Source organism: Deltaproteobacteria bacterium (assembly GCA_009692615.1).
In the GTDB taxonomy this organism is placed as follows: domain Bacteria; phylum Desulfobacterota; class Binatia; order UBA9968; family UBA9968; genus DP-20.
This window is the reverse complement of sequence record SHYW01000056.1, coordinates 1-23,779: the sequence shown is the minus strand read 5'-3', so window position 1 is coordinate 23,779 and position 23,779 is coordinate 1. Positions and strand designations below refer to the sequence as shown.

General features: G+C 56.3%; 20 protein-coding genes. 5 read left to right on the top strand and 15 right to left on the bottom strand.

Annotated features, from left to right (window positions below; all coding sequences use genetic code 11):
* Positions 1–184 precede the first annotated feature (184 nt).
* Complete coding sequence (locus EXR70_14455) at positions 185–697, bottom strand: peptidyl-prolyl cis-trans isomerase (GenBank protein ID MSP39687.1); 513 nt, start codon at positions 695–697, stop codon at positions 185–187.
* A 134-nt stretch (positions 698–831) separates the two neighbouring features.
* Between EXR70_14455 and EXR70_14450 the strand changes: the two genes are divergently transcribed.
* The 5 genes from EXR70_14450 to EXR70_14430 all read left to right on the top strand — a co-directional run bounded on the left by EXR70_14450 (position 832) and on the right by EXR70_14430 (position 6,209).
* Positions 832–1,749, top strand: coding sequence for a dihydrodipicolinate synthase family protein (locus EXR70_14450; protein MSP39686.1), 918 nt, complete (start codon positions 832–834; stop codon positions 1,747–1,749).
* Positions 1,750–1,889: 140 nt separating this feature from the next.
* Positions 1,890–2,684, top strand: coding sequence for a hypothetical protein (locus EXR70_14445; protein MSP39685.1), 795 nt, complete (start codon positions 1,890–1,892; stop codon positions 2,682–2,684).
* A 121-nt stretch (positions 2,685–2,805) separates the two neighbouring features.
* Positions 2,806–4,254 (top strand): UbiD family decarboxylase, encoded by a 1,449-nt coding sequence (locus tag EXR70_14440; GenBank protein ID MSP39684.1) that lies wholly within the window; start codon positions 2,806–2,808, stop codon positions 4,252–4,254.
* Positions 4,255–4,306: 52 nt separating this feature from the next.
* Positions 4,307–4,927: a DedA family protein gene (locus EXR70_14435; GenBank protein MSP39683.1), complete on the top strand. Its 621-nt coding sequence runs from the start codon at positions 4,307–4,309 to the stop codon at positions 4,925–4,927.
* A gap of 148 nt (positions 4,928–5,075) precedes the next feature.
* Positions 5,076–6,209, top strand: coding sequence for a hypothetical protein (locus EXR70_14430; protein ID MSP39682.1), 1,134 nt, complete (start codon positions 5,076–5,078; stop codon positions 6,207–6,209).
* Positions 6,210–6,258: 49 nt separating this feature from the next.
* Here the strand turns inward: EXR70_14430 and EXR70_14425 are convergent, their stop codons facing one another.
* The 14 genes from EXR70_14425 to EXR70_14360 form a co-directional block, all read right to left on the bottom strand.
* Positions 6,259–8,004, bottom strand: a complete 1,746-nt coding sequence (locus tag EXR70_14425; GenBank protein ID MSP39681.1) for an iron ABC transporter permease — start codon at positions 8,002–8,004, stop codon at positions 6,259–6,261.
* A 48-nt stretch (positions 8,005–8,052) separates the two neighbouring features.
* Positions 8,053–9,198, bottom strand: a complete 1,146-nt coding sequence (locus tag EXR70_14420; protein MSP39680.1) for a cupin domain-containing protein — start codon at positions 9,196–9,198, stop codon at positions 8,053–8,055.
* Between the two features lie 65 nt (positions 9,199–9,263).
* Entirely contained in the window at positions 9,264–10,898 is a 1,635-nt protein-coding gene (locus EXR70_14415) for a UbiD family decarboxylase (GenBank protein MSP39679.1), read from the bottom strand.
* A 20-nt stretch (positions 10,899–10,918) separates the two neighbouring features.
* Positions 10,919–12,388 carry a UbiD family decarboxylase gene (locus EXR70_14410; GenBank protein MSP39678.1) on the bottom strand — a complete coding sequence of 490 codons (1,470 nt, stop codon included), beginning with the start codon at positions 12,386–12,388 and terminating at the stop codon, positions 10,919–10,921.
* A 64-nt stretch (positions 12,389–12,452) separates the two neighbouring features.
* A complete protein-coding gene (locus EXR70_14405; GenBank protein MSP39677.1) occupies positions 12,453–13,577 on the bottom strand; it encodes an extracellular solute-binding protein in 1,125 nt (374 codons plus the stop codon).
* 8 nt (positions 13,578–13,585) lie between these two features.
* Positions 13,586–14,695, bottom strand: a complete 1,110-nt coding sequence (locus EXR70_14400; protein ID MSP39676.1) for an extracellular solute-binding protein — start codon at positions 14,693–14,695, stop codon at positions 13,586–13,588.
* Positions 14,696–14,712: 17 nt separating this feature from the next.
* A complete protein-coding gene (locus tag EXR70_14395) occupies positions 14,713–15,822 on the bottom strand; it encodes an ABC transporter substrate-binding protein (GenBank protein MSP39675.1) in 1,110 nt (369 codons plus the stop codon).
* Positions 15,823–15,834: 12 nt separating this feature from the next.
* Entirely contained in the window at positions 15,835–16,947 is a 1,113-nt protein-coding gene (locus tag EXR70_14390; GenBank protein ID MSP39674.1) for an extracellular solute-binding protein, read from the bottom strand.
* 10 nt (positions 16,948–16,957) lie between these two features.
* Positions 16,958–18,073 carry an extracellular solute-binding protein gene (locus EXR70_14385; protein ID MSP39673.1) on the bottom strand — a complete coding sequence of 372 codons (1,116 nt, stop codon included), beginning with the start codon at positions 18,071–18,073 and terminating at the stop codon, positions 16,958–16,960.
* Between the two features lie 12 nt (positions 18,074–18,085).
* On the bottom strand, positions 18,086–19,216 hold the full coding sequence (locus tag EXR70_14380; protein MSP39672.1) for an extracellular solute-binding protein: 1,131 nt from the start codon (positions 19,214–19,216) through the stop codon (positions 18,086–18,088).
* A gap of 54 nt (positions 19,217–19,270) precedes the next feature.
* Positions 19,271–20,386 carry a cupin domain-containing protein gene (locus EXR70_14375; GenBank protein MSP39671.1) on the bottom strand — a complete coding sequence of 372 codons (1,116 nt, stop codon included), beginning with the start codon at positions 20,384–20,386 and terminating at the stop codon, positions 19,271–19,273.
* 2 nt (positions 20,387–20,388) lie between these two features.
* On the bottom strand, positions 20,389–21,972 hold the full coding sequence (locus EXR70_14370; GenBank protein ID MSP39670.1) for a UbiD family decarboxylase: 1,584 nt from the start codon (positions 21,970–21,972) through the stop codon (positions 20,389–20,391).
* 35 nt (positions 21,973–22,007) lie between these two features.
* Positions 22,008–22,700: an extracellular solute-binding protein gene (locus EXR70_14365; protein MSP39669.1), complete on the bottom strand. Its 693-nt coding sequence runs from the start codon at positions 22,698–22,700 to the stop codon at positions 22,008–22,010.
* Complete coding sequence (locus EXR70_14360) at positions 22,652–23,131, bottom strand: hypothetical protein (GenBank protein ID MSP39668.1); 480 nt, start codon at positions 23,129–23,131, stop codon at positions 22,652–22,654. Before EXR70_14360 ends, EXR70_14365 begins: the two co-directional genes overlap by 49 nt.
* Positions 23,132–23,779: the final 648 nt, after the last annotated feature.

The window sequence follows — 23,779 nt, the reverse complement described above, 5'->3', positions numbered from 1 at the left end:
TAAATGCGTCGACTAGAAATCGACTGTTCTTCCTCGTCGTCATTCCGGCGTAGGCCGGAATCCAGGTTCTTTTTCCGCCTTGCAGCACAGGCGAAAATGGATGCCGGCCTGCGCCGGCATGACAAACCTTCATTTCGCCCCTGGGCGAGGAACTTTAATCATCACCGAGAAAACGTTAATCGTTCTACGCTTCGAGCTTCGCGGAGTTGATCACCACCGCTTCCACCGGCACGTCTTGATGGTGGCCTTTGTTGCCGGTGCGTACCTTCTCGATGGTCTGAACGATATCGAGGCCGGCGATCACTTTGCCGAACACGGCGTAGCCGAACTCGGCCGGCGCCGGACTGCGGTGATTGAGAAAGTCGTTGTTCTTACAATTGATGAAAAATTGCGAAGTCGCGCTGTCGACCACGTTGGTGCGCGCCATGGCGAGGGTGCCGAGATCGTTTTTCAAACCGTTGGACGCTTCATTTTTGATCGGTGCGTTGTTTTTCTTCTCGTTCATCTGCGGGTCCATGCCGCCGCCTTGGATCATGAAACCGGGAATCACGCGGTGAAAGATCAGCCCATCATAATGCCCTGCGCTTACGTAATCGACGAAATTCTTGGTCGAGATCGGCGCCTTGACCGCATCGAGTTCGATGCGAATATCGCCCTTGCTGGTGGACATCAATACTACGGGATTCTTTTCTGCCATGCTCGCCTCCTAAATTAGTTTCACGAAAGTTATCATTTTTTTTCTGGCGGCGAAACCAGGGTGGAATTCAAAAATCGGATGCGCTATGGATAGCCACAAGTCGGGCAAACATCCCAATCCGATAAGGAGCACTTATGTCAAGCACTAGAGCGATCGAAGGCATCTTGATGCCCATGCCGGTGGCGTTCAAACATGACGGCGCCATCGATCACAAAACCACCGATGCGATCATCGATTTCTACTTGGATGCCGGTGTTCATGGCTTCTTCCCCTTGGGAACCCATGGCCAGGGCATGGTGATGGAAATCGACGAGCGCAAGAAAGTCGCCGAGCAAATCGTCAACCGCGTCAAAGGCCGCGTGCCCGTGGTCATGCATATCGGCACGGCCAACACGCTGTCGTCCATCGAACTCGCCAAGCATGCGGTGAGCTTGGGCGTCGACGCCGTCGGCGTCGTGCCGCCCTACTATTATCCCCACGACGACTACGAAGTGTACGCCCATTACAAAGCCATCGCCCAGTCAGTGCCCGAAACGCCGATGTTTATCTATGACAACACTGAAACCACTTGGGTGGAGATTACTCCCGCCAAGGCCAATAAGATTATCGAAGCGATCGCGCCCAATCCTTTAGCCGGCATCAAAGTGTCGTTCATCGCCTACGACAAACTGCTCGGCTACGTTTACCAGCTGCCGAAATCCACCGGGGTTTTTCCCGGCGGCATCTTTTCACTCTACTCGGGCTATTCGGTCGGCGTGCGCGGCGCCATCCATCCGCCTTCAACGCCGTTTCCCGAAGCCTGCGTCAGAATGTACGAGGCGCTCAAGGCCGACGATCTCAAAGCCGCGCGCACCGAACATGATTTGCTCACCCGGCTCATGCAAGTGGTCGGCAAGTATCTGCGCAGCCACGGCCGCGGCGTCTTCTGCGAACTGATGAAACTGCGCGGATTGCCCGTCGAACGCTTCCCGCGCTGGGAAACCGCGCCGTTCACCGACAAGGACAAAGCGGAGTTAAAAGACGGCTTGGCGAAAGCTGGCTTTAAGGCTTGAGTGCAATCGAAGAAAAAATCTCCCCTACCCCTCTTTACAAAGAGGCGTTTCGGATTTTCCTCTAGGACTTCCTTCCCCCTTTGAAAGAGGTGGAGCGAGGGGGATTTTTCCCAGGCCGGCAAGTAGCGAGTGAAGCAATCATGAGTCAAAAACCTCTTGAATTAGAAATCGGCAAAAAGCTTTCGCCCAGCGAGGCGAAAGCATTTACCGATGAGATCAAGCACCGCATGTACGCGCTGTGGAACGAAAAGATTTTCGCCGGCGCGTTCATGCGCGATCTCTCCGACGGCAAGCTGCCCTTCGAAACCATCAAACTATTCTGGCGCCACTGGTACAGTTATCCGGTGGAGGTCAACAACTTTCATCTGATCATTTACCAGCGCCATCAAGGTATCTTCGCGCGCCATCGCGACCTGCTCGCGCCCTACGTCGGCAAAATCAGCGACGAGTTGGTCAATCCCAAAATCCCCGGCCATATCGAAGTATTGATCAAACAGGGCGAGCAGTTCGGCGTTTCCCTAGACGAAATGATCAACTGCCAAGTTTTTGCCGAATGCCGCGCCTTGACGGAGTTCGCCCGCGGCCTGGTCTACGAAGGCAGCATGATCGAATGGTGGGCGCGGTCATTGAATGAAGAAATGTTCGGCCACTGGTCCAAACACTGGCGCGAAGCGCTTTTGAACAAATACAAAATCAAAGACGCCGATCTGCACTATTTCGCCGTGCACGAAGAAGCCGACTTGCACGAGCATTTGGACGGCCTGATGGCCCACGGCGAAGTGGCGCGGCAGATATTCGAGCGGTTACTGCAAGACGGCAATACCTGGTACCGCCCCGGCTGGGGTCCGGAGTATTGCTGCTTGACCAACGCCGAGTGCGTCGCCATGTTCCACGACGGCATCTATAAACATTCGAAAGAACTGGGACACTTCTAACGCAAAAGATTGATTCACCACGAAGGCACGAAGGACGCGAAGGTTTCGGAAAATAAATCTTCCGAACTTCGTGCTCTTCGTGCCTTCGTGGTGAGATATCCTTTCACACGAAAGCAGGACAATGCCATTCAACGATCTCCGCGAATTCATCGACGCCGCGCGCCAGCTCGGCCAAGTCAAAGAGATTCACGGCGCCCACTGGGAACTGGAAATCGGCGCGCTGACCGAACTGTTTGCTTTCAAAGAACCTTCGCCGCTGGTGCTCTTCGATCAGGTGCCGGGTTACGCGCCGAACTTTCGCGTCGCGGCGAATCTGATCAATACGCCGTCGCGTTCGAGCCTGACGGTCGGCATGCCGCCGGATGCCCGGCCCATCGAACTGATCGCCAGATGGAAAGAGCTGCTCAAAGGCGTCAAGCCAGTTCCGCCGCGCTTCGTGACCAACGGACCGATTCTCGACAACGTAAAATCCGGCGCCGATGTCGACATGACGATCTTTCCAACGCCGCACTGGCATGAGCTCGACGGCGGCCGTTACATCGGCACCGCTGACTGCGTCATCACCGGTGAGCCTGAAGAAGGCGGCTGGGTCAACGTCGGCATTTACCGCGTGCAGATTCACGATAAAAACACTCTCGGCCTCTACGTTTCCCCCGGCCACCACGCGCGCATCATGCGCGAAAAATATTGGGAGAAGGGCAAGAGCTGTCCCGTGGTCGTCACCTTCGGCCAGGATCCGCTGCTATTTTTAGTCGCCGGTCAATCGATGCCCTACGGCATGTCGGAGTTCGATTATTACGGCGGCTTGCGCGGCGCACCGATCGACGTGATTCGCGGCGAGCTCACCGGCTTGCCGATTCCTGCCACCGCCGAGATCGCCATCGAAGGCGAAGTGCCGCCGCCCCAAGAGCAGATGCAAATGGAAGGTCCCTTCGGCGAATGGCCCGGCTACTACGCCCACGGCGCGGCGAATGAGCCGGTAATCCGGGTCAAACGAGTTTATTATCGCAACGATCCGATCCTGTGTGGCGCGCCGCCGCTGAAACCACCCTTCGTCACTTTCGGTGTGCCCATCGGTGCCGCGGCGATTTGGAATTATTTAGAGAAAGCCGACGTGCCCGACATCAAAGGCGTGTGGTGCGCCATCGGTAGCTCGGCGGCCGCCGGCGGAGCACCATTTATCATTGTTTCAGTCAAGCAACGCTACCACGGCCACGCCCAGCAAGCCGGCTTGGCCGCGCTCGCTTCGCGCGGCGGCAACTATCACGGCCGCTTCGTCATCGTCGTCGACGACGACATCGATCCCTCCGACATGAAAGATGTCATCTGGGCGGTCTCGACGCGCTGCGATCCAAAAACCGCCATCAGCATCATCGATGGCTGCTGGTCGACGCCGCTCGATCCGGCGATGCATCCCGATCAGCGCGACGCCGGCAACTTCGTCAACAGCCGCGCCGTGCTCAACGCCTGCCGTCCCTACGCATGGCGCGACCGCTTTCCGCCGGTCAACGCTCTCAGCGCCGAACTCAAAGCGACGATCAGCGAGAAGTGGAAGAAGGAATTGGCGTAAAGAAATATCTCGTTTAATTGCCTCGCTTACAGTTCCATGACACCATGCGCCCATGGATTTTATCTTCGATCTATTTCACAAAATTTATGACGTCGAATCGTTGGTTCGCATTGGCGGCATCGCCGGATTGACCGTCATCGTTTTCGTCGAGACCGGTTTGCTCATCGGCTTTTTTCTGCCCGGCGATTCCTTGCTAGTGACCGCCGGACTGTTCGCCGCCCGCGGCGACATCGAACTGTTGCCGATGATCTTGGCGCTGAGCATCGCCGCCGTCGTCGGCGACACCGTCGGTTACAATATCGGGCGACGCAGCGGCCCCAAGCTTTTCAGCCGCGCCGATTCACTGTTCTTCAACAAAAAACATTTGATCACGACCAAGGAGTTTTACGATCGCCACGGCCCCTTCACCATCGTCATCGCCCGCTTCGTGCCCATCGTCCGCACCTTCGCCCCGGTGGTCGCCGGTATCGGCGCCATGGAGTACAAACGGTTCCTCTCCTACAACGTGGCCGGCGGCATCGGCTGGGTATTGTCTATGGTGCTGGGCGGATATTTTCTCGGCCAGATGATTCCCAACATTCACAAAAATATCGACAAGGTGATTCTCGTGGTGATCTTTCTGTCGCTCTTGCCGATCATCATCAAAGTCGCCAGGGAAAAAATGAAAGGCTGAGCGCCGAAGAGAAAAACCTATTTCACCACGAAGGCACGAAGAGCACGAAGTTGGGAGAGACTATTTTCCGAAACCTTCGTATCCTTCGTGTCTTCGTGGTGAATAATCCTTTTCATCTAGCTGAATTTTCTGTTCATGGAGAAGGCCAATGATTCAAGGTTATAAAATATTCGACGCTGACGCCCACGTCATGATGGGACCGAAGATGTGGGAAGATTTGCCCAAGGAGTTCGCCATGCGCCGGCCGCGGCCGGCGGAGATCGCCGACCGCGACGGCGCCGGCATTCACCGCACCGGTTGGCTCATCGAAGGACGCATGGAGCCCCACGCTTACGGACCGGGCGCTCAGGGCGCCAACACACCGGCCACCGTGATGCCTGAGTTCGGCGCGGTGGCGAGTACGTTGGGTTCTCTCGACCTGTCCGATCCGCAAAAACGGCTGCGCGACCTAGACACCCTCGGCATCGACTCGCAGCTGCTCTTTCCCTCCAGCCTGTACGCCTGCATGGGCAGCGATCCATTTTTCGAAGCGGCGATGTTTCGCGCCTACAACCGCTACGCCGGCCGCCAGTGCAAATCTAATTCTAAGCGCTTGAAGTGGGCCGGCCTGTTGCCCATGCGCGACACCAGTGAAGCCGTCGCCGCGTTAAAGGAAATGCAGCAACTCGGCGCCAGTACGGCGGTGGTATTCGGCACCGTCGGCGAGCGACTGCTGTCGCATAGAAGTTTCACGCCGATCTGGGATGAGTTCGCGCATTCAGGCTTGCCTCTCTGCGTCCATATGGGCAGAAGCTATCCCCCGTTCGACCAGTTAGTGGAAACCCGCTTGGAAGCCCACGTCATCGCCATGGGCATGCCGGCGCAGTTGGGCTTCGTCGCCGTGGTTGGCCAGGGAATGCTCGACCGTTATCAGAATTTGAAAGTTGCTTTCTTAGAATTCGGTGCCGAGTGGTTGTTCTACGTCGTCGGCAGACTGGGCCACTATCTGCCGAGCTACCGCCGCGACCCAACCGTCCGCGCCATGGGCCGGCTGCCGGAAAAAGCCATCGAAGAATATTTAAAGTCCGGCCGCTTCTTCATCGCGCCGGAAGCCGACGATCCGTTGCTGCTGCAAGAAATCGCCCTGGTCGGCGCCGAGCATATTCTCTTCTCATCGGATTACCCGCACGGCGAAGGGCGTGACAACGCGGCAAGCGAAATCCTAGAGCGAAGCGACCTATCGGAAGCGCAAAAGCGAAATATTCTTTATGACAACACGGTAAGATTCTGCGGCGAGCCCTAGCGACTTATCCGAAACTAAAAACTAAACACTAACAACTAATCACTAGCACCTATTCCCTCACCCCCACCTGCCCGCCCAGCGCCCGCGCGAACAGCGCCGCGGCGACGACCAAACCTACGATGATGACGGCGACCACCGTGGCTTTTTCGAATTCCGCGCCGGCGGCGAAATCGAGCATGAGCAACGACAGCGTGCGCGATTTCCCCGAACCCAATAGCACCACGGTGCTGATATCGCGCGCCGCCGAGATGAAGCCAACCAAACCGACGGTGATCAACGCCGGCATAATCAAAGGGAAAATAATCCGCCGAAAGGTGTCAAAGGAGCTGGCGCCGCAAACATTCGATGCTTCTTCGAGATCGGCGCCGAGCTGGATCAGCACGCTTTTGATCATCTGCGTGCCGAAGGGCATGCTCTTGATCACCATGGCGATCATCAGAAGATAAATCGTGCCGTAGATCGGCAAAAATATTTTGGTCTGCAAAAAAGTCCAGAGCAAGGCGATGCCGAGTAGAATGCCCGGTATCGACCAAGGCAGCCAGGAAAGAAAATCGAGCAGCCAGCTGCCGCGCGCTTTCTTGACGATGACGTAGGCGATCAGCGCGTAGAACAGCACGCCGACGATGCCCGAGCCGACGCCGATGGCGATGGTGTTCCAGAGCGAACGCATAAGCACCGGATCGCTCAAGGTGGCGCGCCAGTTGTCGAGGGTCCAAGGATCGGCGATATTGAAAAAACCGAACAGCTTCATGAAAGTTCCGGCGACCAGCAAGATCGTCGGCACGATGGTGATGACCAAACCAAAGACCAACACCACGGCGAAGGCGGGATAGCGCCAAACTCCGAGCCGGGTGGGGCGAATGCTGAAGCCGCGGCCGGTAACCGTGGCGTAGCTGCGCTTGGAAATATAGCCGCGCTGCATGGCGACCATCAGCAGCAATAGCGCGAGGAAAATCGTACTCAGCGCCATGGCGGGCGCGAACTGCGGTGGTTCCCAGGTGACCAGCTCGTGAATCTTGGTGGAAAAAACTTGCAAGCCGATGGGCGTGCCGAGCAGCAACTCGATCTCGAAGGCTTCAAGCGAACGGATGATGCCGAGAATCGTCGAGACCAGAATCGCCGGCATCATCACCGGAATGAAGATGCGAAAAAAAGTCCGCGTGCCGCTGGCGCCGGAGATTCTCGATGCTTCTTCGATGGAAGCATCGAGATTTCGAAACGCGGGTGCCAGCAGCATGACTTTGACCGCCACCGTGCCGCCGAGATGGGCCCAAGTGATGCCCCAGAAAGAATAAATGTTGAACGGCGGATTGCTGAACAAACCGGTGGCCATGATCGCCTGATTGGCCAAGCCATACTTGGGATCGAGCAGCAATATCCAGCCCATGGTTTGCGGCAACGCCGGTAGAAAGAACGACAGCCAGAACAGAAACTCCAGGGTGTTCTTCATCGGCATGTCGGTGCGCGCCACCAGCCAAGCGAAAAAAGCGCCGACGAACAGCGCAATCACCTGGCGCGCCACCGCCAGCGTGAAAGTGTTGGTCATCGCTTTGACGATGCCGCCGGTGCTAAACGCTTTGATCCAGCCCTCGATACCCCAAACAATAGGCTGACCGGGTCGCGCGGTCTGGAAACTATTGAGGATCATCAAAAACAGCGGCGTGAGCACCAGGAAGGCGACGATCAAAATCAAAATAACCATCGGCAACGACGGTAAACGCAAAAAGCGCCGCGGGCTCGCCACTGTCGAATCGAAGCGGACCGCCGGGTCCATGACTTGGGACTTTTCACTCATGTTAAAACCGGGATTGTTTCGCTGTTATACGGAGGTCAGGCAAAATCTTCAATCGTCGTTGGCGGCGGCATCGTAATTCATATCCGGCACGATGCCCTTCTCGGCCAGCTCGGCTTGGTAGGTTCGGCGAATTGCCGGATCCTCATCGTCATATTCGATCAACGTGCCGCCTTGCTTGACCGAGGTATAGACCCCGGCGCGAATCGCCGCAACGCGAATGCCGAGTGGAAACTTCTGACTGCCGCAGCGCAACGCCAATTGCAGCGCCGGCTCCGGCCCGGTATTAAAATGTTGGTGAAACCAATTGGTCGGCGGGCTGAAAACGCTGCCCGGCACCCAGTCGATGCGAACCACCTGATCGCCGAAACCATTTTCATAAGGCCGCGTGCCCAAATGATTCGGCCACATAAGCGAATAACCCGACGAGCGTAATATGACGAGCACGGCGCCGCCGCCGTGAAAGTGCGCTTTGTGGTAGCGCCCCACCGGCCACTCGGCCAAGTGGCCGATCAAGATATTTTTCGAGATCTCGAACTGCGTCAGATTGACACCGGCGCCTTTCTGCTCCTGGGCATCGATCCGCGCTTTGCTCGCGTCTGGAATAAAATTAGTTTCCCAAATCCATTGGCGGTTGTCGGTCGCCAGATAGCGTTCGCCGCCCGGTTCGAAATATCCAGACTCGCCGTCGTAGCGGTCGTAAAAAGCAAAGTCGCTGTTAAAAACGAACTGCTCGTTGTGATAGTGATCGAGCGCCATCGGCGCGGTGGTGACCGCCAGGAACAATGCCGGTTCGCTGCCCTGATTCATCAAGCGATGCAGCGTGTTCATCGGCGGCGAAAACAAACTGCCCGCGCGCCATCGAATATTTTGTGGCACGCGATTGCGCTGCTGAATTTCCGCCACGCCTTCGCCCTGAAGAATATAAATCACTTTCTCGTAGAGATGGCGCTCAGGCAGCGTCGCCGCGCCGGCGGCAAGTTTGCAAAGGTATACCCCGGTGATGCCTTCCAAGCCGCGCAACTGCAGGTAGGCGCCATCGCAACCTATTCGCTTCCATGCTTTGAGGTGGATTTTACCCACGTCGGTTACGCCGTAGCCGTGGATCACCGGCACGCCCTCTTTTTCCATGAAATATTCGTAATAGGTTCTTTGCCGCGCTCTTGCGGCGCCGATGTTTACCACTTTTGAGTCCATAAACTTTTCCTTTCGATGACGTGACGTCTGCGGTCACGCGAAATCGCATCTCAGTCTGTTATTTCTTAAAGTTTGATGCCTTTTTGTTGCAGCCGCGCCGCGACTGCTTCGTAGTCGCCCTGAATCGCTAGCTCGGCGTTCTCCACGTCCTCTTCTTGCCAGTGCCCTAGGCTATATCCGTACCAGGGCATTTTCGGCGTCAGCGGCGGCAGTCCAAGCGATTCCCATTTGGCTTTTGCCGCCTCCATGTATTTTTTCGCGGGCAACGCTACCGGCGGATAGGGCCACTTACGCGTCGCATCGATCATGATCGCCGAACAACCGGAAGGCGAAGGAAAGCGCGCTTCGGTATGCGATGAGCCGGGCGGCGCGGCCGACGGATCCAAGCCCGCGAATTTGTGCGTAGTGATCTTTACGTCGCGGTGCGGCTGCATGCGAAAACTGATCGCCCAGTTGACCGAGTCGGCGTCTTCGGAATCGATGTCGTCGTCGACGGCGACGAGAATTTTTCCGTGGCTCGGATCGAGCGCCACAGCCGCTTGAAGCGCTTGCCAGGGCTGCGCGGGATTAGTTTTGCGCATGCGGATGACGACGAATTTTCGGCTGCCGCTCGATTCGTGCAGACTCACGTTGATCACCGACGGGATATTGCAGTCGTACTTGAGCAATTTGTAGAGCGTCGACTCGTAGCCCATCTTGCGCATCACGCCGCTCTCGCTCGGCACTCCTTCGGTGAACATTTGCAGGATCGGATCTTTTCGATGGGTGATGCACTTAACGTTGAACACACCGTTCATCAATTGCCCGCCCATATAGCCAGTGTACTCACCAAACGGTCCTTCAGGTTCCATATAATCCGTCCGGATCTCGCCTTCGATAACGATTTCCGCTCGCGCTGGCACTTCGAGATCGACGGTTTCGCATTTTACGAGCGAAATTGCTTCGCCGGCGATGCCTCCGGCAACGGCGTACTCATTGCGGTCGTAGCCGACCTTGGCGACGCTGGCTAAGCCGATAGCCGGACTGCAACCGAGCACGATCGCCGCCTGTAGCGGGATCTTTTTCTCTCTGCATTTGTGGAAGTGAATGCCGATATGCTGCGCCGGCGCAACGCTTACCCCGGTTTTGTCCGGTCCCTTGATCATGCAGCGATAGGTGCCGACGTTGGCGACCCCGGTCTCAGGATCTTTAGTAACGACATAGGGCGCGGTGAGAAAGGGTCCACCGTCGAAACCCGGATTACTGATCGGCACGGGAAAACGTAGCAGGCCGCCGCCTGGGCGAGAAATTTCTTTCCCTTTGATGATGACATCTTTGACCGGCCCTTGTGCCACCCTTCGCGGCGCGATCGGATGGCTCAAAGCATGATTCCACTTTTCGGCCACGGCGCTCGGTCCGTCCGATTCCTTGACCCCGAGCGCAAGTTTGTAAATCGCCCGCGACGCGCTGAGCGCGCCCACCGCGACGCGGCAATCATACTTTCTCCCGGCAGAATCGCTAACGTTGTCGAACAAGAAAGCCTTGCGCTGGTCGTCCGGCAGCCCCTGATATTGCCAGCGGACCAGCGGCATCAGCTCGGTGTTCTTATCGATCGAAGCGCTGATCCGGTGTAGGTTGCCGGTGCGCTCCAATAGCGCGATGAATTCGCGTAGATCGCGAAAGGAATTTTTGCTCTTCTGCTTTGAAGTTCGCTGTGCCATGTCGTAGTCTCCGTCGCGAGTTAGAAACCGTATTCTTTCCACCGGCGCTTCAAGGTCTCGGCCATGTCCGGCGAGATTGTCGTACCCAACGGTGGATAACGGTGGCCACCATACTGTTCTTGCGGTTCGAGCTCCCAGTTAATCGTCGCGTCGATCAACACGCGGGTCCAAAGGCCGTGGCCGTATTTCACCGAGTTACGGTCGGCCAGCGGCACGCTGGGGTCGAGCATCGAGCCTGAAGAGCCGGCAAACGTCGTGATATCGCCTAGGCCGGCATTGACGCGATAACAAAGCGCCCACTCGATCGCTTCCCAATCGTGGATATCGATGTCGTCATCGACCACGATTACATGCTTGCCGGCGTAGTTGCCAAGATGGCTGCCCCACAGCGCCGTGGCCACTTGCTGGGCATGGCCACGATGGGATTTGTGAATTTGCACGCGCAACATTTCCGGCCACTTGCCGCGCCAGACCGCCTTTACATTCGCCACACCAGCCTGTTCTAGAGTTTGCCAAGCCATCGCCGAGAAAGTCGCCGGCGTCCAGGTGCTGCATTCGTTGGTCCGCCCAGGAGTGGCGCCGGTCAGGCAACCATGAAAGATCGGATCGTTACGGTAAGTGATGCAGGTCACTTGAATCGTATGCTTAGGCGACTTACTGCCCCCGTAGTAGCCGGGATACTCGCTGAACGGACCTTCTAATGTAAAGGTTTTGGGATCTGGTGAAACGAATCCTTCGAGCACGATCTCGGCGGAGGCAGGAACCATCAGATCGCTAGTTTCGCATTTGACGAGCTCCACCGGCGCGCGCCGCAGCGAGCCGGCCATCTCATATTCGGGATGAATCACCGGTGTCGAAGCGGCCATGAACAACGACTGATCCCAACCCAACACTACCGCCACCGGCATCGGCTCGTTGCGGCTTTTATGTTTAGTGAAGTGCATGCCCCAGCCTTGAGTGGTCGCCAAGAGCACGCCGATGGTATTCTTAGTGCCGATCATACCACGGTAGGTGCCGACGTTGAGCGTGCCGCTGTCGGGATCGCGCGTAACCACGCTGCCGGAGGTCATGATGTAACGGCCGCCGTCCAAAGGATTCCACTTGGGCACCGGCAGTTGAAACAGATCGACATCGTCGCCTTTGACGATATTTTCTTTGACAGGTCCGCTGTTCACCGTCATCGGCTTGACCGGGTTGGCGAAGCGATCTTTGAACACACGCACGATCTCGGCATCTGAAGTCGTGTCAGGGACGCCGAGGATCCAACACAAGCGTTTTTTGCTGCCGGTGCCGTTGGTGAACAGCCGGCGACACAAAGTATTTTTGTGGCCGGTGATATTTTCGAACAGCAGCGCCGGGCCATATTGGCTGGAAATTTCTCTGGTGATCGCGCCGAGCTCTTCGTTCCAATCGACTTCGGCTTTTATTCTCTGGAGCTCGTTTCGTTCTTCCAGATCGTTGATATAGTCGCGCAAATCTCTTCCTGCCATTTAGCCAACTCCCATCCGTGAAATTATTCCTGATTGCCTAAACCAACGGAGAACTAACGTACATCTAATCCAACAGCTTGCGTGCGAGATCAGCGCCGGGCGCGCGCACTTTGTAGACTTTCTCTTCTGACTGATTCTCGCGCTTATGAAACTCCTCGATGCTCATGATATCCTTGGCCGCGCTGATGCCGGTCTTCTTGAGCGCGGCGGCGTCGACGTCGAGCCGTCGCGACGGTTCGGCCATGCCTTGGGTGTAAACTTCCTGGCCGTCTTTGCTGAGAAACCAGTTGATAAACAGCCTGGCGGCGTTGGCATGGAGCGCATTCTTGAGCACCATCAAGTTACCGTAACCGGTGGTGGCATACATGCCCTCCTTCGGTTGAGGCAGCGGCTTGATCGGCATGCCGGCTTTTAAGAAGGGCGCGAAGTCGGCGTAGATCAGGCCGACAGCAATCGCGATCTTCTCCCGCGCCGTGCTCTCCGCAAGCACCCGCAGGTCTCGCGAAATAAACATCTTCTGCCCAACCAGACTCTTGAGGAAGCCTTCGCCCTTAATCGAGCGGATATAGGACCACATGGACGCGCCCGATCCTGGAGTGCGCGGATCGCTGAAGCCGATCTTACCCTGCCATTTCGGATTCAACAGATCGTCGAAGGACAGAACTTCATCCGGCTTGACGAGGTTGGCGTTGTGCCAGAGGCTCTCGGTTTGATAGGCGGCAAAGCTGTAAATAAACCGTTTGGCGTTATCCATCCAAATATGGCCGCCCCACCAATTTCGCGCATCTTTCGCTTCCGGTAAGACTATCCAGGGATCCACCGGATCGAGGATTCCCTCGCTTAAGAGCCCTCTGACCGCCGACTCCGTGCCGCCGATATGGAGATCGAAGTAGGCAACGCCGGCCTTGGCTTCATCGACCATGCGCGTGATCAAGGTTGCGCCCCGGGCGGGGACTAGTTCGAGGCTGATGCCGAAACGCTTGCCGAAGTTGTCTTCAAGCGCCTTGCGAAATTCGCCGCTTGGCGGAATCGAAATCACCAGTTTGCCGTCTGTCTTAGCGGCATCGGCCAACCTTTGCAGATCGCTGGGCGCAGCCGACTTGGCGACCTGGGCCGAAACGAATTCAGCCGGCAACACTAGACCGACGATCAAGGCTACTTGCGCGATCATGTACATTCGAAACTTCATCCTGCCTCCTAGTCTAAAAGCTTGCGCGCCAACTGGGCGGCGGGCTCGCGCACTTTGACGATCTTGTCTTCCGACTGATTTTCCAGCTTGGAATATTGATCCGGAGACAGAACATCTTTTGCGGCCATGACACCGACATCTTTCAGCCAGTGAGTGTCGACATCCAAGCGCCTGGTGCCCTGGCCCAACACGCGGGAAAACAAATCTTGCCCTTCTCTGCTGAGAAACCAGTTGACGAAGACTTTCGCCGCGTTGGGATGGGGCGCGCCCTTGATGATCGAGATATTGCCGCTGCCGCCGCTGACGTAGACTTCGTCGGGCGGATTGGGCAGCGGCTTGACTGGCAGGCCGGCCTTGATGAAAGGCGCGAAAGAATAATAGGTCAGACCGATGACGAGACTGTTCGTGCCCTTGGCGAGATTCTCCGCCAGCTGCCGCTGATCCCGGCCGATGAACATCTTTTGAGCGACCAGTTTTCTAAGATAAGCCTCGCCTTTGATCTGCCAGAGAAAAGACCAGAGCGAGCTGCCAGATCCCGGCGTGCGTGGATCGAGATAACCAATCTTACCGGACCACTTAGGATGCAGCAGATCGTTGAACGAGCGGATTTCATCGGGCTTCACCTGATCGGCGTGGTACCAGAGGTTTTCCGTTACGTAAGCTAGGCTCGTGTAGATGTAACGCTTGGCGTTATCGACCCAGAGATGGCCACCCCACCAGTTAGCCGGGTTTTTGACCTCCGGGAGAATCATCGCGGGATCGAAAGGCTCCAACATAGACTCGGACAAAAGCCCGGTGACCAAGGATTCGCTGCCGCCGATATGCAGATCGAAACTTTGCACTCCGGCTTTGGCTTCTTGCTGAATTTTGGCGACGATGGCGGCGGCCCTACCGGTGATAAGTTCCGCCTCGATGCCGAAGCGTTGCTTAAACGCTCTTTCAAAATCCTTGCGCAGCTCGGGGCTTACCGGGACCGAGACCACGACCTTACCTTCCTTGCGGCCGGCTTCAACGATCGTGTCCCATTCACCCGGCCGTAGCCGGGCGTTTTGAGCGAACGCAATTCCCGCCATCAAACACGAGCCAAGAATCAGTGAGAAGTATAAAAATATTTTCATGGCCTTGCGGTGCAGTTCTAGCTGCCAAGCACTTTGCGCGCGAAGGCCGCCGCCGGCTCGCGAATCTTGTTGATCTTTTCTTCGGACTGGTTTTCATACTTGTGATATTGCTCGAGGGTCAAGAAATCTTTCGCCGTGATGACGCCGTAATCTCTCAACCACTTGGTGTCGATTTCCAAGCGGCGGCTGCCGACGCCCATGCCGCGGGCGAAAACTTCCTGGCCGTCGCGACTGAGCAGCCAGTTGACGAAAACTTTGGCTGCGTTGGGATGGGGCGGGTTCTTGAGCACGGTCAAATGGCCGTAGCCGCCGCTGACGTAGAGTCCTTCTTTGGGCACCGGCAACGCCACCACCGGCAGGTTGGCTTTGATGAATGGTTGAAACTCCGAATAGCCGATGCCCGAGGTCACCGCGATTTTCCCGCGCGCTAAGTTCTCCGCCAACAGCCGCAGATCCCGCGTGATAAAAAGTTTCTGCGCGACGAGTTTTTTCAAATACTCTTCGCCCTTGATGTAGTGCATGTAGGACCACATCGACGATCCCGATCCTGGCGTACGCGGATCGCTGATGCCGATCTTGCCTTGCAGTTTGGGGCTTAACAGATCGTCGAAGGATTTGAACTCAGCTGGCTTGTACTGGTTAGGATCGCTCCACAGACTGACGGTCTGATAGGCGACGAAGTTGTAGACATAGCGCTTGGCATAGTCGATGTAGATATGGCCGCCCCACCACTGCTTGGGATCGCGCACTTCGGGCAGAATCATATATGGATCGACCGCATCGAGTACGTTTTCCGGCAACAGGCCGGTGATGATCGACTCCGTGCCGCCGATGTGCAGATCGAAATACTGGGTGTTCGCTTTGGCTTCGCTGACCATGCGCTGAATGATCGCGCCGCCGCGCGCCGGAACGAATTCCGTGGCGATGCCGTAACGGCGTGTAAAGGTAATCTCCATCAGCTTACGCAGCTCAGGCGTTGGCGGAATCGACGCGACGACCTTGCCTTCTTTTTTCGCCGCCTCGACGATCTTGTCCCACTCGCTCGGCTTTGTTTGAGCAAACACCGAGCCGGTGCACAGGCAAACGCTTAGAAGCGTGATCGGACCGAGGAAAAGTTTACGACTCATACGCGCCCTCTCCTACTTGAATAATTTCTCGGCCAGCTGCATGGCCGGCTTACGAAACTTGTTGACGACCTCTTCCGAACCATTTTCTAGCTCGTCATATTTTTCCGGCGTTAAAATTTCCTTGGCGGCGGTGTGGCCGAATTCCCGGGTCCATTTGGTATCGACGTCGAAACGGCGCGTCGGCTGGCCCAAGGCGCGGGTTAGAGCTGCCTGGCCGTCGCGGCTGAGCAGCCAATTGAGAAAAACCTTAGTCGCGTTCGGATGAGGCGCATTCTTGAGCAGCACGACGTTGCCGCTACCGCTCGCCGCGTAGTAACCCTCTTTGATGATCGAGATCGGTTTGACCGGCAGGCCGGCTTTGATGAACGGCACATAGGTGTAATAGGACAGACCGATGGAGACCGCCGATTTGCCCCGGGCGATGTTTTCGCCCAGCTGACGCAGATTGCGTCCGACCATCATTTCCTGAGCCGCGAGCTTGTTAAGATAAGACTCGCCTTTGATGCGCAGTAAAAATGCCCAGGTGGATTCTCCTGAGCCGGGCGACCGGGGATCGAGGATCACTATTTTGCCCTTCCACTTGGGCTCGAGCAGGCTGTCCCAGGAGGAAATCTCTTCGGGCTTAACCAGCGTGGTGTTGTACCAAATGGTTTCGGTCATGTAGGCGGTGAAGCCGTAAATAAATTTCTTAGCGCTGTCGGCCCACAAATGGCCGCCCCACCAGTACTTCGGATCGCGCACCTCGGGCACTATCATCGCCGGCATGACGGGTTCGAGATGATTCTGCGCCAACAATCCGGTGATAATCGAAGTCGTGCCGCCGATGTGCAGATCGATGCCCTTGACACCGGCGTTCTGCTCCTCGGCGATTTTATTGATATTGCTGGCGCCGCGCGCCACGCTCAACTCGAGTTCAATCCCCGGAAAAGCTTTTTGAAATCCGCTTTCGAATTCTTTTCTCAGCTCGGCGCTGGTGGGAATCGACACCACCACACGCGCTTCTTTTTTCGCCGCGTCGACGACCTTGTCCCATTCAGGGCTTCTGGTTTGCGCGCCACCGGAAGCGGCCAGCAACAACATCACGATAAGAGCATGAGCTGACGAACGGACTCGGGCTCGAATCATAGAGCACCTCTTAACCTAACAAGTTACGCGCCAATGCCGCCGCCGGTTCGCGCCAACGATTGATCTTGTCCTCGGATTGATTCTGCCGTTTGTAATATTGCTCCTGGGTCAATCCGTCCTTCGCTGGAATCACGCCGAATTCACGCAGCCACTTGGTGTCAACGTCCAAGCGCCGCGTCGATTGTTGCATGGCCCGGGTGTAAACCTCCTGACCTTCGCGGCTCAGGAACCAATTGAGAAACAATCGCGTGGCATTGGGATGTGGCGCGTTTTTCAATACCACCACTTGACCGCTGCCACCGGCGACATACATACCCTCCTTGGGTACGGGTAGCCGCGCCACCGGCAAACCTGCTTTGATAAACGGCGCGTAGGAGTAGTAGCTCAGTCCGAGCACAAAAGAGATATTGCCATTGGCGAGAATCTCCGCCAGCACCCGCTGGTCGCGGCTCAAGGCCAATTTTTGGCCAACCAACTTGCGCAGATAGTCTTCGCCCTTGACCTCGCGCAGATAGGACCACAGCGACGCCCCGGAACCGGGCGTGCGCGGATCGAGAAAACCGATCTTGCCTTTGAGCTTCTCATCGAGCAGATCGTCGAAGCTGCGCACCTCTTCGGCTTTCATCAATTGAGAATTGAACCACAATGTCTCTGGCTGATAGGCCATGCTCGAGTAAGCAAACTTCTTCGCGTTGTCGACCCAGATATGGCCGCCCCACCATTGTTTGGGATCCTTTACTTCGGGCAGCAACATGTAGGGTTCGAGGGCATCGACAACGCCCTCTGGCAACATGCCGGTCACCACGGACTCGGCGCCGCCCATGTGCACGTCGGTGTAGCGTACGCCAGCTTTGGCTTCGTCGACCATTTTACGAACGACAGTGGATGCCCGGCCCACCACCGGTTCGACGTCGATGCCGTAACGTTTTTCGAAAAGCCGTTCGATAGCGGCGCGCAACTCGTTACTCGCCGGCAGCGACACCACCACTTTGGCTTCTTTCTTGGCGGCTTCGACAACCTTGTCCCATTCGGGATTCTTGCTTTGCGCCAACGCCGACGGCAGGAAACCTCCGGCGCTGGCAACGCTCAGGAGAAGCGTAAATAATCTGGCTTCGGGGCATTTCATGGTTCGTTCCGTCTAGCCAAACAGTTTGCGAGCCAATGCCGCCGCCGGTTCGCGCAGACGATTGATCTTTTCCTCGGACTGATTTTCTCGCTTGTAATATTGCTCGACGGTCAAACTGTCCTTGGCTGGAATCACACCGAATTCACGCAGCCACTTGGCATCGACGTCCAAGCGGCGCGTCGGTTGATGCATGGCGCGGGTATAAACTTCCTGCCCTTCGCGGCTCAAAAACCAATTGGTGAAAAGTTTAGCGGCATTGGGATGAGGCGCGTTTTTTAACGCCACGAGATGGCCGCTGCCGCCGCTGACATAGACGCCCTCTTTGGGCACCGGCAGCGGCGCCACCGGCAAGCCGGCTTTCAAAAATGGCGCGTAGGAATAATAAGTCAGGCCCAAAACCAGCGCGATTTTGCCCTTGGCCAGAATTTCCGCCAAGACCCGCTGATCGCGGCTCAACGCCAACTTTTGGCCCGCCAGTTTCTTGAGATACTCCTCACCTTTGAGTTCGCGCAAATAGGACCACATGGAGGCGCCCGAACCGGGCGTGCGCGGATCGAGAAAGCCGATTTTACCCTTGAGCTTTTCATCGAGCAGATCGTCGAAAGAGCGCACGTCTTCGGACTTTATCAATTGAGAATTGAACCACAAACTTTCCGACTGATAAGCCGAAGTCGAGTAAGCAAACTTCTTGGCGTTGTCGACCCAGATATGGCCGCCCCACCATTGCTTGGGATCTTTGACCTCGGGCAGAATCATGTATGGATCGAGCGCATCGACCACTCCCTCCGGCAACATGCCGGTGACCAGCGATTCGCTGCCGCCCATGTGCAGGTCGACATAGCGCACGCCGGCCTTGCTCTCGTCGATCATCTTGCGCACCAACGAAGACGCGCGTCCGACCAGTGGTTCGACGTCGATGCCGTAGCGCTTTTCAAAAAGCCTCTCGATCGCCGCGCGCAGATCCGTGCTCGCCGGCAACGACACCACGACCTTGCCTTCCTTCTTGGCGAGCTCGATGGTTTTGTCCCAGTCGGTTTGCCAAGCAGGTTTCGCATTCTGGGCATTGACCGCGAATGGGATCGCGATCATGCAGCAAAGCAAAAGGCCGAAGATGTCGGGTTTAATTTCTTTCATTGCGTTCATTACGCCCCGATGGCCCTGAGCAGCGTCGAAGGGTGCGGCCAATCTTCTTCTCTTCTACAGATCCAAGTAATCGAACGGCGGCATCGCCGAAGCGACGCCGAGTTTCTCGATCGCCGCTTCGAAGTCGATGCGCAGCTGCGGATCTTCATCCTCGTAGTCGATCAAGGTGCCGCCCTCGCGCACGGTGGTGCGCACGCCTTCTTTATTGATCGCGCGCCAGCAGCCGAGCAGATATTTTCCCGACTGGCCGCTGTAGCGAAACGCCAATTGGCGCGCTTGCTCTTTGCCGGTGTTGAAATGTTGATGGAACCAACCGCTCGGCGGACTAAAGACGCTGCCTTCGCGCCAATCGACGCGCACGACTTTGCCGCCGTTGCCGCTGCGATAGGGACGCAAGCCCGCTTCCTGAGGCCACATGAGCGTGTAACCTTGCGAGCGGAGAATCAATAAAATCGCGCCGCCCTGATGAAAGTGCGCCTTGTGATAACGTCCCACCGGCCACTCGGCGATGTGGCCGACCAAGGTGCTGCCGCCCATGTCGAAGGAAGTAATTTTTACGCCGAAGCCTTTGGCTTCCGATGGATCGACCAAAGCGCCGCGCGCGTCGGCGATAAAGTTGGTTTCCCAGTTGATGAAACCGCCCAACTCTTTGCGATCGTTCTTCGGGACAAAATAATTGCTCTCGCTGTCGAAGCGATCGGCGAATTTATAATCGCTGCCCATGACAAAGGGAACGTTGTGCAACAGATCTATCATCAGCGGCGCGCTGGTGACCGCCAAAAAAAACACCGGCTCGCGGCTGCCGTTGATCATGCGATGGCGGGTATTGAGCGGAATCGCGAACAGGCTTCCCTGTTGCCATTCGAAATGCATTTTGCGCTTCTCTTCACCGGCGGACCATAGCTCGGTGGAGCCAAATCCTTCGATGATGTAGATCAATTCCTCGTACAAATGATTTTCCGCATTGAGGGCGCCGCCAGGAGGAATCTCACTGACGTACATGCCGGTAAACCCTTCCATGCCCTTCAAATCGATAAAGGCGCCCCTGCCGCCGGTGCGCTGCCAAGGTTGCAGCGACAACTGTGTGACATCGGTAACGCCGTACCCTTCGACCACCGGGATGCCTTCCTCTCGCATCCATATTTCATAACTGGTATCGCGTTTCGCCACGGTTAATGTCCTTTCACTTCTTTGTGTTGAAAATATTCGCCGTGGGCCACTTTCTCCGCCAGCCGATCGTCTTCGTCATCCCACAAGCCCAAGGGGTAGCCGTACCACGGCGTTTTTAACTTGAGCTTGGGCATCTCCGCTTCCTGCCAAATTTTAAGCGCATTCTCCATGTAGGATTTCTTTGGCAAGCCAACGGGCGGAAAGGGTCCCTTGCGCGTGGCGTCGATGAGCAAACCGGAACAACCGACGGCGCCGGGAAAGCTTCTTTCCTCGCGCCCGCGCATCAGCGAATGCGCCGAGGGATCGAGCAGCGGCGAGCGGCCGGTGCTGATCTCAACATCTTGATGCGGCTGCATGGCAAAGCTCATCGCCCACATCACCATGTCGGGATCTTTCGGATCGATATCTTCATCGACGACGATGATCATCTTGCTGGTCGGGTCCATGCCCGAGGCGGCGTGCAGCGCTTGCTTGGGTTTGCTCGGGTGGCTTTTCTTCATGCGGATCACCCACCAATTCCAACCGCCGCCCATTTCAGGACACGCGACTTCCAAGACTTCCGGCATGGCGCAACTGTAGCGGAGAAAATTGTAAAGCATCATTTCCCGGCAGGTGCGCGAAATTCCATTAGACTCGCTCGGCGGCAAGCCGACCAAGATCGAGGTAAAAATGGGATTGCGCCGCATGGTGATGGCGGTGACATCGATGACCGAGCGAAATTCCCGCTCGACCATCAAGTAGCCGGGATAATCGCTGAAAGGCTCGCCGCGTTCTTTACGATCGAAAGAGATTTCTCCCTCGATGATGATCTCCGCTTCCGCCGGCACATCGAGCGGAATCGTTTTGCAGCGCACGACGTCTACAGGTCTGCCGCGAATGCCGCCGGCCACCGCCAGCTCGTCGACGCCATAGGGTAAATTGGCCGCCGAACAATAAACGACATCCGGCAGAGCGCCCAAGACGATCGCCACCGGCAGCTTCTCCTTGCGGCTCACCGCCTCGCGATGATGATAAAGGATGGCATGATGAATCGGCGCGATGCCGGCGATCAGATGGCCTTCGCCGCGAAAGTGGCCGCTGTACATGCCGACGTTGCGCACACCGGTTTCACGATCTTGCGTGATGAACGGCGCGGTGGCACGAATGCCGCCGCTAAAACCCGGCTCTTCCACCGGCGCGGGCAAACTGCTGACGCCGAAATCTTTGAGCGATTGGCCGCTGTAAACGATCTCTTGCACCGGCGCGCTGTCGACTTGGCGCGGTTCGTATGGATGGGCTAGGGCCTGGCGCCACTTTTCATAAATTTCCAGCGGCTCGTCGCAACCCAGGCCTATGGCCGCGACATCGCGCGACGATCCATACATGCCCGTGGCCACGCGGATATCGTGTTTGCGGCCACGGCTGTCGGTGACATTTTCGAACAGGAACGCCTGGCGCTGCTCGTCGGCGATGCCGCGATATTGCAAGCGCATCAGCGGCATCAACTCGGTGTCCTTGTTGATCTCGCGCTGCCAGCGATGCAGCTTGCCGCGCTTTTCTAGCGCGTCGAGATAATCGCGAAAGTCACTGAAATACGGTTTGGCCATGGGTGCAAGTCCTTATCGGGAAATTTTATTCAAGTTCATTTTAAAATCGTTAGGGCGAGCTTCTGCGCCGGTTCGCGCACCTTGTCGAGTTTCTCTTCCGACTGATTTTCAATCTGCCAGAAATCCTTGAGCGCCATGCTGTCTTTAGCGGCGATCACGCCGGTTTCGCGCAGCCACTTGGTATCGACATCGAGCCGGCGGGTCGCTTGGCCGAGGGCTTTGGTGGTGATTTCTTGCCCCTCGCGCGACAGGAGCCAATTGACAAAAACTTTGGTCGTATTGGGATGCGCCGGCGTTTTGATGATCGCCAGATTGCCGCTGCCGCCGGTGCCGTAGGTTCCTTCTTTGAGCGACCCCACGGGTTTGATTGGCAAACCGGCCTTTACGAAGGGCAAGAGAGAATAATAAGTGAGGCCGATCATCGCCGCGACCCGGCCTTTGGCTAAATTTTCCCCGAGCACGCGCTGATCGCGTCCCAAAACCAAATCCTGAGCGGCCAATCTTCGCAGGTACTCTTCACCCTTCACTTCCCAGATGAATGCCCAGTTGGAATCCCCGGCGCCCGGCGAACGGGGATCGAGAAAACCGATTTTGCCTTTCCATTTGGGTTGGAGAAAATCATCGTAACTGCGAAAGTCGCTGGCTTTGGCCAAATCGGTATTGAACCAAGTGCTCTCGGTTAAATAGGCTTGGAACATGTAAATAAACTTCTTCGCGTATCGACCCAAAGATGGCCGCCCCACCACTGGCGCGGATCTTTGACCTCCGGCAGCATCAACCAGGGCTCGATAGGATCCAAAATCCCTTCATCGAGCATTCCAGACACCGCCGAAGAGGAACCGCCGATGTGCACATCGAAATGCCGCACGCCGGATCTGAATTCATCCGCCATGCGCCTGACCGGGCTACTGCCGCGGGCCGTGAAGACTTCCAGCTCAAACCCAAAACGTTTGCGAAAACCCTCTTCAAGGAGCTTGCGCATCTCCGCGCTGGCAGGAATCGAAACGGTAGCCTTGCCCTCTTTGCGCGCCGCTTCTAATAACTTGTCCCAATCTCCCGGAGTAGAAGTCTTGCTCGATTGCGACTGCACCAAGGCCGGGAAAAAGTTCTCTAACAAAACTATCGCACACACGAGCAATTTAGCGGGCCATGAATTCACTGAAATCTCCCGATTCAAGTCTTAGGAAAGATTACGCAAGAGGTTGGGAGTTTCCGCATCTCCACAAACAGTTGCCGAACTAATAATTGTTTAAGGGTAGAATGTTGATATGTCAAGTAATGTTGGCGTAAAAAATTCGAACGATAATCAATCGCACTAAAACGAAAAGCGCCCTGCAGGCGCGTAATCGTAAATGAGTCGCATCGATTTCGGAATTCTAAGGAAGGAAAAGATGGAGCGGGTGATCGGGGTCGAACCGACGACCTTATGCTTGGCAAGCATAGCAGGAAGAAATCAGGCACATGATGCCAAGACCCCGAATCTCCGTCGATCTTGCAGAGATCGTTGAACTTTCCCAGCGTCTAACCCGTAAATGTCTGTCCCTAATCAACCCAGATAAACCCAACTCGAACCTGAAAAAGGTGAAATATTTCACGTCGTTTTTTGGAGAAAACATCCCCTCGCTTGTTACCCATCAATTCCCGCAAAAACCGAAACCGTTTCGGTTCATGAATCAACAGTCGTTTGCAACAACAAGGCTGCGCCGGCCAGCGGCGATCGTGTGGAATCCGTCGGCGGCAAACACATGGGGCGGGCACTGCAATACTGCCGTTAGAATCCCAGCGGGCTGGGACTTCGGATAAATCT